The organism is Methylobacterium gnaphalii (assembly GCF_007992215.1).
GTDB lineage: Bacteria > Pseudomonadota > Alphaproteobacteria > Rhizobiales > Beijerinckiaceae > Methylobacterium > Methylobacterium gnaphalii.
The window spans coordinates 342710-357143 of sequence record NZ_BJZV01000002.1; the positions used below are offsets into that span (position 1 = coordinate 342710).

At 68.5% G+C, this 14434-nt stretch carries 14 protein-coding genes and 2 pseudogenes; 9 read left to right on the plus strand and 7 right to left on the minus strand.

All coding sequences use genetic code 11. The features are described from left to right. Window positions 1-55 precede the first annotated feature (55 nt). Window positions 56-451 carry a hypothetical protein gene (locus MGN01_RS03635; protein ID WP_147045195.1) on the minus strand — a complete coding sequence of 132 codons (396 nt, stop codon included), beginning with the start codon at window positions 449-451 and terminating at the stop codon, window positions 56-58. A gap of 44 nt (window positions 452-495) precedes the next feature. Then, window positions 496-849, minus strand: a pseudogene (locus MGN01_RS03640) (MFS transporter); the annotation flags it as partial. Between the two features lie 4 nt (window positions 850-853). On the opposite strand from MGN01_RS03640, the pseudogene MGN01_RS03645 reads away from it, so the two are divergent. From MGN01_RS03645 to MGN01_RS03685, 8 genes and pseudogenes are all read left to right on the plus strand, one after another. Then, window positions 854-1159 (plus strand): annotated as a pseudogene (locus tag MGN01_RS03645) (NADPH-dependent FMN reductase family protein); the annotation flags it as partial. Window positions 1160-1334: 175 nt separating this feature from the next. After that, on the plus strand, window positions 1335-2024 hold the full coding sequence (locus MGN01_RS23390; RefSeq protein WP_170245828.1) for a hypothetical protein: 690 nt from the start codon (window positions 1335-1337) through the stop codon (window positions 2022-2024). Then, complete coding sequence (locus MGN01_RS03660; RefSeq protein ID WP_147045198.1) at window positions 2021-3997, plus strand: hypothetical protein; 1977 nt, start codon at window positions 2021-2023, stop codon at window positions 3995-3997. The genes MGN01_RS23390 and MGN01_RS03660 overlap by 4 nt, the downstream gene beginning before the upstream one ends. Window positions 3998-4010: 13 nt before the next feature. Continuing rightward, window positions 4011-5936 carry a hypothetical protein gene (locus MGN01_RS03665; protein WP_147045199.1) on the plus strand — a complete coding sequence of 642 codons (1926 nt, stop codon included), beginning with the start codon at window positions 4011-4013 and terminating at the stop codon, window positions 5934-5936. A 99-nt stretch (window positions 5937-6035) separates the two neighbouring features. After that, window positions 6036-6473: a hypothetical protein gene (locus MGN01_RS23985; protein ID WP_147045200.1), complete on the plus strand. Its 438-nt coding sequence runs from the start codon at window positions 6036-6038 to the stop codon at window positions 6471-6473. A 318-nt stretch (window positions 6474-6791) separates the two neighbouring features. Further along, window positions 6792-7298: a hypothetical protein gene (locus MGN01_RS03675; protein ID WP_147045201.1), complete on the plus strand. Its 507-nt coding sequence runs from the start codon at window positions 6792-6794 to the stop codon at window positions 7296-7298. 509 nt (window positions 7299-7807) lie between these two features. After that, complete coding sequence (locus tag MGN01_RS03680; protein WP_147045202.1) at window positions 7808-9805, plus strand: hypothetical protein; 1998 nt, start codon at window positions 7808-7810, stop codon at window positions 9803-9805. Between the two features lie 439 nt (window positions 9806-10244). Next, window positions 10245-10430 (plus strand): hypothetical protein, encoded by a 186-nt coding sequence (locus MGN01_RS03685; RefSeq protein WP_147045203.1) that lies wholly within the window; start codon window positions 10245-10247, stop codon window positions 10428-10430. On the opposite strand, the gene MGN01_RS03690 is transcribed toward MGN01_RS03685, so the two are convergent. The 5 genes from MGN01_RS03690 to MGN01_RS03710 all read right to left on the minus strand — a co-directional run bounded on the left by MGN01_RS03690 (window position 10427) and on the right by MGN01_RS03710 (window position 13831). Then, window positions 10427-10855, minus strand: coding sequence for a hypothetical protein (locus tag MGN01_RS03690; RefSeq protein WP_147045204.1), 429 nt, complete (start codon window positions 10853-10855; stop codon window positions 10427-10429). The genes MGN01_RS03685 and MGN01_RS03690 overlap by 4 nt on opposite strands. 13 nt (window positions 10856-10868) lie before the next feature. After that, window positions 10869-11207 carry a L5-gp82 domain-containing phage-derived protein gene (locus MGN01_RS03695; RefSeq protein ID WP_147045205.1) on the minus strand — a complete coding sequence of 113 codons (339 nt, stop codon included), beginning with the start codon at window positions 11205-11207 and terminating at the stop codon, window positions 10869-10871. Further along, window positions 11183-11572, minus strand: coding sequence for a hypothetical protein (locus MGN01_RS03700; protein WP_147045206.1), 390 nt, complete (start codon window positions 11570-11572; stop codon window positions 11183-11185). Before MGN01_RS03700 ends, MGN01_RS03695 begins: the two co-directional genes overlap by 25 nt. 15 nt (window positions 11573-11587) lie before the next feature. Then, window positions 11588-13204 carry an AAA family ATPase gene (locus MGN01_RS03705; protein WP_147045207.1) on the minus strand — a complete coding sequence of 539 codons (1617 nt, stop codon included), beginning with the start codon at window positions 13202-13204 and terminating at the stop codon, window positions 11588-11590. Window positions 13205-13303: 99 nt separating this feature from the next. After that, window positions 13304-13831 carry a hypothetical protein gene (locus MGN01_RS03710; RefSeq protein ID WP_147045208.1) on the minus strand — a complete coding sequence of 176 codons (528 nt, stop codon included), beginning with the start codon at window positions 13829-13831 and terminating at the stop codon, window positions 13304-13306. A 323-nt stretch (window positions 13832-14154) separates the two neighbouring features. On the opposite strand from MGN01_RS03710, the gene MGN01_RS03715 reads away from it, so the two are divergent. After that, window positions 14155-14400, plus strand: coding sequence for a hypothetical protein (locus MGN01_RS03715; protein ID WP_147045209.1), 246 nt, complete (start codon window positions 14155-14157; stop codon window positions 14398-14400). Window positions 14401-14434: the final 34 nt, after the last annotated feature.

Below are 14434 nucleotides of genomic sequence, written 5' to 3' on the forward strand. Positions count from 1 at the left end.
AAGGTCACGCGCGGACGCGCGTCACCGTGCCGACGCAAGCGCCGGCGGCATCGGTTCAGGATCGGGGAGGCTCGGTGGGCGGCCCCTGCGAGAGGCTGTCGAAGGAGGCGATGACAGCCCAGGCAGTCCCCTCGACGACGGCGACGCGCCCCGGCAATCGGAGGGCGCCGGGCAGGCCGGTGGCCACCTTCGCCAAGCAGAGCGCCATCAGCGGGCAGCCCTTCGAGCAGTCGGGCATGTCCGGCCGCTCTTTGGGACAGCACGGCATTTCGTCCATGGCCATCCCGGCCATGTGGACCACGGCCTCGTCGGGCATCACCATCGCGTGACCCTGAGCGGCCGTCGGCGCAAGCATGCCCGCGGCGGCCGCGGATGCGGTCACAGGCGCAAGGGTTAGGCTGAGCACCGCGAGGAGCGGAAGCAGCCGCCGAAGAGCGAGCCAGAAGGACACGAACGGACGATGCCACATCTTGGAACGGCGAGGAAGAGAAAGAACTACCTGACGCGCCATAGAGATAGGGCGAGCGCGACGTTCAGCAGGGCAAGCGTGGTCAAGAGGGCGAAGGTCGCGTCGGCGCTCGCGTGCGTCAGCACGACCGCTTCGAGTGAAGGCGCAAGCGCCTGCGCCACCAGCCCCGGACGCGCGAGCCTTCCGACGAGCGGGGCGTACCGCTCGGGTCCGAAGAGCGCAAGAGGCACGGTGCCACGGGCGATGGAGTAGATCCCATTGCCGGCTCCGTAGAGGACCAGCGCCAATCCGACCACGGGCGAGCATACCGCTAACGCCGCGATCCCGATGACGACCAGGACCATCGCCGCGGTAAGGGTCCAGAGAGGGTGATGCCGGCCCTATACGGGCGGCTCGCAGTCGTTCAACGCGGTCAACAACCTGCGGGTCCTCGGGCGCTGGATGCGGATGATCATCATCCCGAACCAATCATCGGTGCCGATGGCGTACAAGGAGTTCGACGACGCCGGGCGGATAAAGGCGGGGCCGCTCTGCGACCGCGTGGTGGTTGTCCGCGAGGAGCTGATGAAGTTCACGCTGCTGACCCGGGAACGGGCCGACTACCTTGTGGACCGCTATTCCGAGCGCAAGAAGCGCGAACCGGAGCGCCTGGAAGCCGTCGCCACCGATATTGAGTTCATGAAGCGCTGAAGCCTCCTGGCTGACGGATGTAAGGCCAGGCCTGCATCGTTGGGCTCACCATCACGACGTTGATGGTCAAGTACAGCGGGCTTCGTGGATGGCCTCAGGGAAGGAACGGCTTGGCCATGCCGGCATTGTCCCCCTCGCACGCCTTTGAGGTTGCGGCACCAACGGTCCCGGGAAGATGACGGCGGGTACGAGCATTCCGGGAACGGCACCGACCGACGCCGCGCCCGCTCGCGAAAACCGCACCGGCTACAACAATCGCGACGCCATCAGGCTGCTCTTCATCCTGGCCCTGGGCAGCGAGCCGGTCGACCCCGCACGAGCCGCCCCGGGCGACCCCCGGGTGTTCCGCGGCGAAAAGCGGGCGATGGCCATGGATTTTCTCGTCCGATATCCCGACTACCTCGCCGATGCCCTGCTGGACCGCTACGAGGCAGAGGCCGACGCCTCCTTTCTCGCGCAGGCCGAGGCGATCTTCGATGCCGACGAGCCCAGCGTCAGGCTGGTTGGCATGGTGCGGTGGCACCGGGGCGCCTTCCAGAACATCGAGACCGCCCTCTCCATCCTCCGGGCCTACGGGATGGTGACGCCGCTGCGCCAGGCTGGCGGCCATCGGCGGCACGATTTCCGGATCGAGCCGCCGGCGTTCCCGTTCATGGAGGAAATGATCCGGGAGCATCCGTTGCTTGCCTGGTACCGGGACCGGGCCGGGCTGGTATCGACGCTCGCCGGCCTACGCAGCGGGTCCAGCCTCAAGGACGAGCAGTACCTCCACCAGGAATACAGGGACGCGCCGCTCGGCACCGAGATCCCGTCCATCAAGGACCGGGTGCTGGCCCGCATCCGGCGGCTGAGGAACAAGGCATGACGGCGACGCCGACGAATGCGGACGATTGGGTCGGGACGATTGCGACGAAGGCCAAGGTCCCGCCCGAGGAGGTCCAGGCCGTCCTCGACCGGCACGGCATCCTGCCTCAGGCGGCGTTGCCGCGTCGCCGTCAGCTTCGCCTCGCGTATATCGCGCTGGCCGGACGGAAGCAGGGCACCGACGACGATCGCGACATCGATTTTCGTTGGCCCCAGGGCGACGGCGAGATGGGGGCCGGGCTCTGGGCCTTCCTGTCGGACAGGAATTCGCGGGGCAAGTCGAGCCTGCTCAACCTCATCCAGGCCGCGTTGCGCGGCGAATTCCCCGGTATCGTGAAGCCCGACGTCTGGGGATGGCTCAGCCTCGTCGAGGTAGCCTTCCGCATCGACGCCACCCCCTATCGCGTACGGGTCGAGAAGGAGGTAGGCGAGGTCGATCCGCGCATGGCCCGTGGGACACTCTCGCGCGGCGAAGGCGATGCGCGGATCGACCTCTATGCTGGTTCGGCCGACAAGCCCTTCGAGAAGGCCGTGGCCGACAACATGATGGAGGAGTTCGGCTTCGGCTCCTTCCACGCCTTTAACAAGGCGTACGGTCCGCGTACCCACGGCTGGAACGCCATCGCCACCTCGTTCTTCGTCCACGGGCCTGGCTCGGCGGTCTTCGGCAACGTGACCCGCGACGGCGTGCCCCTGCGCCTGCTGCAGATGTTCATGGGCCTGCCGTGGATCACCACCTACTCAGCGGCGTCCACGGCGTTCAAGAAGGTGTGCGCCGAAGGCGAGAAGGCCTCGTCGGCAGACCCGGCCAGGGGACGGCTGGCCGAGCGTCTCAAGGCGACCGAACAGGAGCTGGACGACCTGCGGGCCCGAAGCGGGACGCGGGTCGACCGCCCGCGCCTTCGCTTGGACCTCGTGACCCGCGACAGGGAGACGATGCCCCTTCGCGCGGCGGTCGCCCTGGCGGAGGAACGCGTCGACACCCTCGACCGACAGGCCTCCGCGGCGCGGGGGTCGGTGGCCGAGCTCAAGCGGACCCTGCAGCAAATGCGGGACGAGATGGCGGCGGGGATGGTGTTCAGGCGGCTTCGACCGGTGTGCTGCCCGTCCTGTGACAACGGCATCGACGCGAAGCGTTTCAACACCGCGGAAGGCGGCGGGACGTGCGCCCTTTGCGGCGAGAAACATGTCGAGGAAGATGACGAGGGCCCTCGCATCGACGACCTGCAGGCCGACGTGTGCGAGGCCGAGCAGGTTGTCGCCCGCCTGAACGCGGAGCTCGCCGCGGCGAGGCGGCGCCTGCGCGAGTCTGAAGCGGAGCGCGACGTCAATCAGGCGCGCATCGGCGAAATCGCGGCGGAACTCGCCTCGGTCGAGGATCCCGATACGGAGTTCCGCGTCAGGGCCCTGGAGGCGCAGGCCGAGCAGCTCAGGGAGATCATCGCGGAGGTCGCGGCGCCGGCGGCGACCGCCGTGGCGGACGACGCCGCGGTCCTGCGCCAGGTCGAGAAGGTGACCCGCGAACTGTTCGACGACATGCAGCGAGACGTCCTGAAGGAGGTGTCCGACGAGGTAGCCGCCCTCTCCCGGCGCTTCGGCGTCCAACACGTCGAGGGCATGGATTGGTCCGGCAACAACACTCTCGCCATCCGGCAAGGCGGGGCTGACATCACGTTCTCGGACCTGTCACCCGGCGAGAACCTCCGGGTGCGCATCGCCGCGGCCCTGGCGGTCGTCGCCGTCGCGCGCCGCCGCCGCTTCGGGCGATACCCGGGCCTGCTCGTTCTCGACAGCCCGCGCTCGCAGGAGATGACCGACGACGATTTCGCCGCATTGATGGCGAGCGTGCAGGAGGTCATCAACGAGACAGGCGACGCCCAGGTCATCGTCGGAGCGGCCACCAAGCCCGCGCTGGTGGGAGTTGTCCCAGGCCAGCAAACGCTCCACGCTCAAGGCAACCGATTCCTTTTCTGAGACGGGTTCCACGGTGGCGGAGGACGTTCTGCGACGGCTTCTGACCGAGGGGAGCGGCGAACCCGCCGACCTCTCGTCCGTCTCGTCGGCGCAATTACGGGAGGTCGTCCGTGGATCGGCGCGGGGCTTCGGAGGGGCCGACCTGTTCGTCGCCCTGGCCTCCCATCCCAACGTCGAAAAAACCATTCTGGCCGCGGTCGAGATCGTCCGCGAGGCCGGCGACGTCGTCGCGATGGTCGGCATCGCCGCCTGGCTCAGCCATGGTGGCCGGTTGCGCCCAGAGGACGCGAGCGCGCTCGGGCGTGCGTTCCTGGAACGCGCCGGGGACCGCACCGGCGATTACGGCACGCGCGCCCACGCGCTCAAGGCGGCGATGATCCTCGCCCAGTCGGACCGCGCCCTCCTGCGACGGCTTCAGGCGGAGATGATCGATCTCGACCCGGCGGACGACGGTGACTTCCTGCGCCATGCCGCCGCGATCACGGGCGCCCTCCTTGCACGCGGTCCGGACCCGGATCTGCACGCGGTCCTGGGCAAGCTCCTCGACGTCGAGGAGGCGGAGGACGAGGTCGCCATGGAACTCGGGCTCGACGCACTCCGTGCCGGTCTCGACGCGACGACGCAGGACGATGCGCTCCGGTCGTTCCGGGAGGCCCGGGACTGGTTTGTGCGGTCCGAGGCGACGAGCGACGAGCGCCCGGACGCACGGCTGTATCGCCGCTGCCTGGACATGCTGGTCGCGTTCCAGACCGGCCGGCCCCAAGGCGATGTCCGTGTCGGCATCGACGGCATCAAGGAGGCCGCCTTCGCGTACACGGCCTACCTCTCGCCCTCCGACCGCCCCGAGGAGACGTCGTCCTGGCTCGGTGCCCGGGGCCGGGAGCGCGTCCACTGGTCGATGCTCGCACTCAGGCTGGGCGCCCTCGACACCAGCTTGGGTAAACGGGCCTGGCTCAACGCCGCCGCCGTCATCCAGGACGAGCTCGTGTCCGTCTACTCGGCGAGCCGCAGCATCATGGTGCGCCGCGAGGACGGCGGCCTTGAGGCCGTCCTCCAGCCCCGAATCGTCGGTGCCCTGAAACGCGAACTGCATTCCCTGGACACCCTCGGCCAATGGATCGAGGAAAATGCCAGTTCGGGCCTTTTGCCCGACGTCGCGGGGCTCCGTACCCTGGTTGCCGACGCCCACGAGGGAGTGGTCGCCCACCGCCCTACTGAGGCGGCGACCGGGAGCTCACCGGTCACCGCCATCCTGGAGAGCATCCCCGAGGCCGGCCGGGCATCGGCGATGGCGCGCGTCGCTGGCGCCATGACGACGCTCGTCGACGAGAGCACCTCCGTGGTGGTCTCGGACCTGTTCGACCGCATCCTGGAAGCCCTCGGCGGGAACGAGCACTACCGTAGGCACCAGGACGCCCGCAGCCTCTTCGAGGTCGCCCTCTGGATGACCACCCTGTTCGTCGTCCAGCGGAGCAATGTCAGTTCCAGCACGTTCAGGCGGGTCAAGTATCTCTTCGAGCGGGATCCGGCCAAGCTGCCGCTGGAGGAAGTCCTCCAAGAGGACTACCTCGATTTCCTGTGCGGCTCCCCCCTCGCCGGGATACTCGGCGCCGAGGCCAGCGACGTCGCCGGGGGGCGCGTCGACGTCCTGTTCAAGCACATGCGCACGACCTTCGTCGCGGAGTTGAAGAAGACGGACCGCAAGCTCACGAACGCGCAGGTCGTGGACGAGTACGGGCTCCAGAAGGTGGCTTACGACGTGACGAATGTCAGCTTCGGCATCCTGATGATGCTCGACCTTCACGACCTGGGCGGCGGTCAGCCGGACGTCGCCGAGCGGATCTCAGTCCACCACGTCACACCGCCCTGGGGCACTACGGAGCACGCCGTCGTCCTCTTCCGGGTCCAGGGGCGCCGTAAGACTCCGTCGAAACTCTGAGGATGCCGAGGTCCGGGCGCGGGCCCGTCTCCCGTCACCGGTCGGGCTTCGACGGGGCGAGCCGGGCTCGCTCCACATGAGCGGGCGATACCGGCCGCTTTGGAACTGCTCGCCGTCGGTGCGCTCGGCGAAGTAGGCGTCCATCGGCCTGACCCCCTGCGTCACCGTCTCCATGAGCGCTGTCACGAGGACCTGCCCTTCGCCGAGCAGCGCCTCCCGCAGCCGGTTGGCCAAGGCATCCAAGATTACGCCGCCGGGAAGCGGCACCGTCTCCGGCATCGCGAAGGACCGGACTTATGGATGCGCCTCGTCGAAGGTAACCAGTTGCTGCTGCCACGGGTCGATCGCCCGGCGTCCGAGAAGCCGTCGCAGCGTCTCCGCATCGACGTCGAACCGCAGCGCCTCGTAACAGCGCCGCCGTCCAAGTTCACCGGCGAGCGCCCTTATGACGCCTTGCGCACCGTCGAACTCTCGTTCGAGATCATAAGTTCGGAGATTCAGGTAAGGACGCACCATCGACTCGACCATGAATCCTAAGGCCAAGTTTCACGATTGAGTGGGATGCTGTTCAGCCGCAATCCTGCCGTGGCTGGTTCACGTCAAGCGCCTGGTCGCGTCGGGTCTGCACCCGGACGGCGAGCCGGACGCAACGAACGTAAAGCTGAGAAAGCATCTATTAAGCACTTTTGCTGCCACCTCTTGCATGCCCGGGGCGCAGAGGATATTATCTTATCATAAAATTTTATCAAAATCCGATAATTCTGTTAATCTTCGAGCCTAATGCCGCGTGCATCTACTTGCTGCATGCTTATGACTCCTGTCGGTAGGCCGGATGGCCACGCGCAGGAGGTTCAAATGACCGAAGATACCCTGGAAGAGCTACTGCTCAGAAGTGCGCAGGCAACGGACTTTGAGTTCCGTTCCTTCAGCATGGAGGCACAAGCCAAGCGCATCGCGCGGGCTTTTCAATACTCAAAAGTCGTTGTGGCGCTCTACCCAACGCACGACGAGACTGGCTTCGCTCACATGTTGCTCAAGGGCACACCGGCAAGGCTCGAGTTGGAAGTGCAGGAAGCCGCACGACTAATGGGGCCATTCCGCATGCTGCGGCCAACGTGGTTCGCATTGACGGTTACGAGTCCAGATGTAGCCAGAGCTATAAGAGATGTCCATGAAATGAAGCGACACGAGCGCGCAACGAAAGCCAAGGAGAGTAAGTTAACAAGCGAGTTCCGGGAGGAGTTGACCCCTCTAGGACTCAAAAGGTTTTCTCAGACGAATGTGGTCGCACGATACACGCACTACGTGCGATCGAAAGGCCTGACGCTCCGCAAAATTCGGATCTCAATGGAGCGAGCATAGCCGACGTAATGGCCGGATAAACTATAACAATCCGGCCATTTAAAAAATTAAGTCGAGGACTGAACGACTGAATAGTTCATTGCTTAGCTTGGCCAAGCCGCTGTTCTAAATTTACATCCGAACTATGTGGACAGGCGTTTGCGGCGCTAAGCGCACGCTCGTAGCAGGGCGCCTAAATCGTAAGCGTCCACACGCCGACTGCTCAACATTTCAGCACGTTCTTTATGCAGAACTGAGCGCCTGCCCAGCGGTGCAGGGGCGGTCAAAACTGCGGTTTTTGCCCCTTGGTAAGATTTTGGCGTCCGTGGTGACGAACGGGTACGTGGCGAGGCTGCCTGGTACGGTCTAGGGTCGCCAGAATCGCTCCACACCCACGCTGATGGGTGATGTCGGTTGAGGTGCTCGCCTGGATGCTCGCGGGTGCTCTGGCAGCTTTCCGGGCCGGATGAGATACTCGATGCACGTCGCGTCGGGTCGTGCTGCTCCGCCGCCACAGCCGGACCGTCGCCTTGCTCTACCTCCCGTCCTCGTCCTTCGTTCGCCTCGACGCCTATGCGCCCATGCTCCTGCCGCAGGCGGAGCAGCATCGCCTGGCAGAGACGTTCCGCGCCCGCGTTAACGTCGGCCCCCGCGCAGCCCACGCAAGGACGCTTCATCCCGACCTTGAGGGCGCCAAGGGCAAGGTGAGCCTGATGCGAGTGACCGGCAACGCCGGCGAGGAGCGCTGGGAGACCCGCGTCGTCACCGTCGGCGAGCTCGCCACGTCCGACGCCCTGCTTTGGGCGACACACATCAGCATGCAGCGATTCTACGGCGCCCGCGGCAGCACGAGTCTCGTCCAGCTTCGGTCCCTCATCGCGGACGCGGACTGCCACGACCAGGCCGCCTTCCGCGGACTCAGCCCCGAGGAGATGGCCGGCATCCTGATCGAGCGTCTGCGCGCGGCGGGCAAGCCCCTGCCGTCCTACGTTCTCTTTAGCGGCCGCGGCCTGCACCTCGTTTGGGTGCACCAGCCGCTCATGGCGACGCCAGGCATCACGCGGCGGCACCGCTCCGTCCAGCGCCACATGCACGGACCCAAGGGCGGCGTTCCGTCCGCGACGGTCCGGACCGCCTCGGGCACCCGTCTGCAGGACCCCGAGGTCATCGCCCACGAGGAGAGGATGGCTGCGGTCTGGCGCGGCACCGGCCTCGACCGCGGCGCCTCGGACACCGCTCGCGTCCTGCGCCTCGCCGGGTCGTACAACGCGAAATCCGGGCAGGTCGCGCGGCTGGTCTGGCCAGCATCCTGGACCGACGTGGTCGAGCACGATTTTGAGGACCTCGCGACGTCGTTCCTGCCCTACACCCGGGAGCAAATGGCGGCCATCAAGGCCGAGCGCGATGCCTCGTGGCGTCAGCGCGAGGCCGTCCGCCAGGAGCGACGCGCCGAGCAGGAGGCCGCCGGCATTACGCTCGTGGAGGAACAGACCCGGCGCCGGATTTCCGGCGGATACTGGGCGAGCGTCGTCGATGCCCTCGATGCCATCCGGGTGTGGTGGGGCGGGACGCCTCCTGAGGGCAAGAGGGAGTTGTGGGGCTTCCTCTCGGCCTGCGCCATCGCCCAGGCTGAGGGTGGCGACGCGGCAACGTGGGCCTCGCGCCTCTGCAGACCAGCCGGCCTAACCGAGGGCGAGCTCCGGACGTCCCTCGGCGCCCTGGATCGGCAACTCCGGCGGCATGAAAACGGCGAGACCCGCGATCACGACGGCACAGAGCGGTCCGTCATCTACGAATACTCGAAGGCCCGGATGCTCAGCCTCCTCGGCCTGTCCGAGGACGACGCCCGGGCCGCCGGAGCCGGCGCGCTGCTGCCCGGCGGCGTCGCTCGGTCTGAGCGGGAGCGCAGCGCGTCCCGTCGCGCCGAGGCCGGCGTCCAGCCCCGAGCCGTCACCGTGTCCGCCCGGCTGGCTGACGGTCGCGAGGCCCTCGCCATGCAGGCGGTCGGGAAGGCGATGCGCGAGATCGTGGCGGCCTTCGGCGGGCGCCGCGGCGAGACCAGCCTCCGCCGGGCGATGGCCGAGGCGGCTGCCGAGCCTCTCGCCGAGACCCTGCCCGAGACCGTCGTAGCGGCCCCCGTCGAACCCGTCTCCGAAGCCCGGGGGGAACAGTCCGTCTCGGCTCCTCACGGTTCGACCGCTACTATAGTGGCCATGCCGGGGGCCTTGCCCCCCTTGGGCGCCGAGACCGCTCCCGAGCCCTTCCACCACCCCCTTCTGGACCTGCCGGAGGGCGATTTCGACGCCCCGATCCTCTCACGGCACCTGGCAGCCCCGTACAGCGCATCGACTATCCGGATGAACGCGGACACCACCCCGTCGTCGCGAGCCCCGTTCCCGGCCTTCCCTGTGCCTCGGTCCGGAGCCGATCCGCTCCCGAACGCCCCGGTCTCCGATGCCGGAAGGGTCCCGGTCCCCGCCTTCCTCCTACGGTCTGCGAGAGTGTCCGGAGGGCGCGCTTCTCCTTGATGCAGGCTCGGCCGCGGGGTAGTATCCTCCCTGCCGACAGGTCCTAGGTGCAGCACACCTCCAGGGAAGCCCGCTCCAGCCACAGGCCGGGGCGGGCTTCGTCGTTTAGGGTTCCCCTGCCGGGACCGCGAGGGGCAAGACCTCGCCGGGTCTCCCTCCGTCGCGGTCCCGACGCGCGCACGCTCTCCTAACTACCCCTCAGGAGCCCTGCCGTGTAATTCGCCCTCGCTGCCGCCCCGCCCGCCGACCCGTCCCCGGCGACGGCATACGTCACGCACGACCGCTTCGGCGGCTACCGCGCCACGCTCACGCAACACGCCGTCCCCTGGTTCGCCGACCGAGTTCATGGGCCTGGAGCCGGTCCTAGAGGGCCTGACGGAAAGGCTCGCGGAACTTGAGGCGCTGGCGGGATGGCGAGGGTGCCCCGAGCGCCAAGACGATGGCATGGGCTCGGGAATGGGCGCTGGCAACTGCGGCTGACGTGCTCGCCGCGGCCTGGGAGCAGGACCTCGTCGATGACGTGCGAGCGCGTCTCCAAGGGATCAAGCGGCGCGCTGCCGAGCAGGGCCGCGCTATACATGCCGCGGCCCGAGCCAAGGCCGAGGCCGCGGCGTCGGCGACCTAATCCCCGGTCGAGAGTTCACCCATCCCGCGCCGGGGGCACTCGTTGACGCCGACCATCTCGCCGACGAGGCGCAGGTCCTCAGGTCGGGCGCGATCCTGGCTCACGACGAAGTTGCCGCACCGGCCGTCGCTTAGATCCCAGCGCCCTCCGAAGCCGGGGGCTCGCCCCCTGGTGCTCTCGCCGGTGCCGACGACGCGCCGGATGACGCGCCCGGTGCGCGTGTCGCGCACGCCGCACTCGACCCGGACGGTCCACCGCGCCGAGCGCCCCGGCTCCGCGTCGACGATGCCGTAGCGCTCCTGCGCGGGCCCAGCGGGCTCTTTCAGGACGTACTGCCAGCCGCTATCGAACGTGGGCCGCAGGTCGTCGCTGGCGAGCGCGACCGAGGGAACGAGGGCGGCAACTGCAAGGATAGCGACACGCATTCTTGGCGACCTTTCAGCGAGGGTTGACCGCCCAGCACGAGCCATCGGCGGCGAGATGGACGAAGGCGGCTGCGCTCACCGGCGTGCCGTCCTCCAGCGTGAATTCAGCCCCTCGGTAGGGGCAGAAGCACACCCGAACCGCCCCGGGCGGGGGCGTGTTCGATTCGACTGGGACGCCCCGGACGAAGGCGACGACCTCTCGGGCCCGTCGGGCCTGCACCCGGCGAACCCCGGCGGCCGAGACGCGGAACGAGACGTCCGCTAGGGCCAGGGTCGCCACCTGTCCGACCACGCGCCCGCGCTCGCGCAGGGACCAGACCTTGCGCCTCAGGTGCCAGTGCACGTCGGGCATCGAGCCCTCGCCACCGGCTCGCCGGGCTTGCGCCAGGACCCGTCTCTGCCCTCGGCGTCCCGGACGAGCGTGTTCTCCCTCCAGGGGAAGGGACGCGACGGCGCCGGCGGCGGTGCAGGCCTATCGCGGGGGACGTGCCGCGCCTCGTCCAGCGGGACCACGTGCGAGGCGAAGCGGACGACCCTATTGCCGAGGACGAGCCCCTCGGCGACGGTCATCTCGCCGCCGGAGATGCTTCGGGCCAAATGCCCGAGGTACTCGTCGAGAACGAGGCCGAGGCGATGGTCGCAGAGCCCGGCGCCCCGGTAGCCCCCAAGGGCCTCGCGGAAGAACTGGAAGACGGGGGCGTGCTGACGCTGGTTCATGCTCGCTCTGCCCCCTCAGTTCGCCGGGCCGACGTGCCGCCCGTCCAGGACGCACTCGACCAGGGCTTGGAGCGTCCGGACCGACCCGCCGCGCCAGTGTTCCGCCACCAGGTCGAGCTCGCCCGGCGTCAGGTCGGGCAGCCATAGCTCGTCGAGACCCCGCTCCCGGCGGACGTCGGCGGTGATGCCCTTGGCCAGGACGGGCAGCGAGGCGACCGTCGGTCGGGGCATGTCGATGACGCGGAACCGGGAGAGGAGCGCCGGGTCCAGGCCGTCCGTGCTGTTCGCCGTGGCGATGTAGGAGACGCCCGACAGGTCCACGGCGCACTCCAGGAAGGGGTCATGGAAGAGCTTGGAGGTCTCCTTCTCGGTCAGGTTGAGAATTCCGTCGGTCAAGCGGCCGTTGTCCGTCCGCGTCCCGGCGCGCGAGATCTCGTCGAGGACGATCAGCACCGACGCCGCACCGGCCCGCTTGATGGCCTGCAGGGGGACGCAGGCGCGCCCCGTTGACCACTGCCGCGACGTGCCGATGAACGAGCCGTCCGCGACCGCGCCGCAGCCGTAGACCGTAACCGCCAAGCCGAGCTCCTCGCCGATCCTCCGGGCGAGCCGGCTCTTGCCGCTGCCGGGCGAGCCCCGCAGCAGGATCGGGGCCAGCCACGCGTACGGGCGCCCGGCGAGCGGCGCTAGGATGGCATCGATGATCCTCTCGCAGTCGGGAAACTCCCGCGCGAGGCGCCTCGTCACGCGCGCCAGGTCGGGCGCGACGACGAGGGGGAGCTGCCGGCCCGCGACAGGGGCATACTCGCCACGGGCGTTCGACGAGACCGAGCCGGGCTTTCCGTTGCTGTCGCCGTCCTTCACGCTGCCAGGAAGGTGCGCGACGGACGCCAGCACGAGTAGGCTCGGGCCGTCCTCGATGGGCTCCCTGCGTGCCTCGGCGATGGCCTTGGCGAGCGCGGGCAGGCTTCCCACGGGGGCGGCCGACGCGACCGCGCCCCGGAGTTCGACGCGTCCGTGCCCGCGCCACTGCCCAACGACGTCCGTCAGCGCATGCTCCGGTAGCCATTGCACCCGGACCTCTCCCTGGAGAATGGTCCCGCCGACCGCGGTCGCGAGCAAGTCCTGCATGTCATCGTCGCCGGGGCTCGCGTCGCGGAGGGCCTGCCACGTCAGCGCGAGGAGATCCTGGGCAGCGGACCCTTCCCCGAGCCCGGCGCAGTAGAACGCGAGCCGGCCGCAGAGCTCGTCGAGCGGGTCCGAGAACCGACAGGACCGGTCGAAATCGATGTCAACCGCCGGCCGGAGGTCGAGCAGCCGTCCGAGCTCCGACCGCATCGCTGCGAGCTGAGTGTGGAAGGTTCGCATCGCACCGCGCCCTGGGCGGCCGCGCCGGCTGGCGTCGAGCAGGCGCGCAGCGGCGGTCCACGCTCCCTGGAGGAACTCGGCCATGGTCCAGGAATCCCCGACCAGCCGGTACAGGCCGAGGCGGTCGTCAACGACGAGGGGCGGCCACATCAGGGCGAGGTAGGCGTACAGGTCGCGGTGAACGCTCTCGCCGTAGAGCGGTGCGCCGGCGAGGAGTGCGCGCAGCGAAGCGGGCACCCCGAATGCGGGAGTGTTCTCGTCCATGTCGGTACATCCGGGTTGGCGCGAGCGGCACAGGCCTCTCAGCGCTAGGATGCACCCCTTCTATCAGGCGCGGCCCAGGGAAGGGTTAACCCGACCCATTCACTTGTCTGGATCGTCCCCGGGACGCGTCACCCGCCCGCGCCGGACCGCACGGAGGCTCGCTAGTACGTTGAGCGCACCCCGCTCGGCGTCGGCTAGGCGGTCGACCGGATGGTCCCGGTCCGAGCAGCGGTCCGCGTACCAGGCAAGGGCGTGCGCCAGCCGGCCGATCCCCTCGGCGTCGTCGTGGCAGGCCATGACGCCAAGCTCGCGAAGGACACCTGGGTGCATGCCGTTCTTCGCGAGGCGGTCCCGCTGCAGGGACCGTCTGTTGAGCCCGAACGCCTCCGCCAGAGCGTAGGTCCACCCCTCCGGCCAGAGCCTGGATGCCGCCTCCTCGACAGCCGGGGCGAGCGCGGAGTTCACCTCGACGGGATCGAGCGGCTCCGCGACGCCGCCGGCGATGCGGTGCGGACGGCGCGCCTCATCGTAGGCCAACGCGTCGCCTGCGCCGATGAAGCCGACCGCAAACCAGCCGTCGGGGATCTCGAACAGGGTGTCGTCGACGTAGGCGAGGCGGATCTCCATGCTCCGGCGTACCACAGGACCGTAAACGAGAAAGGCCCCGGCGCGTTGCCAGGGCCCTTTGGGTCTCGGTGTGCCCTCCCGCTGGCGGGAGGCTGGTCCCGCACTGAAGTGCGAGAAGTCAGGGTTAGAGTTGCCCTCCCGCGAACGGGAGGGTTACGGGCACCTCGCCGGGGGCGTGGCGCATGAAGGTTTGCCCTCCCGGCGGGAGGAGAATTTCGAAATCTAAGCGTACTGCCATCCCGGTCAAGGCCTTCACCACGCCTCCTTGTGGATAGCGACCCCTCGCGGGAGCCTCCCTCTGAGCGGAACGGGAGGCAATTCGCATGGACGGGCGGACCACGAGCATGGAGGGGCATGTACGCGCGCTCGGGGCCGCCATCTCGCGGCGCGAGTGGAGCGAGGTCGAGGCTGCGCATGCCGCGATCCGGGACCGCGCCCGCACCGCGGCGGTTTCCGACGCCGAGCTCTCGGCCATGGAGCGGATGGGCTGGCCCGAGATCAACGCCTTCCACCAGGAGCTCGCCCGCGGGCAGGACGTCCGGGAGTACGGGGGCGGCTACTGGTGCTAGGCGATCCGCCGCCTGTTCGGGCTGCCCTCCACGC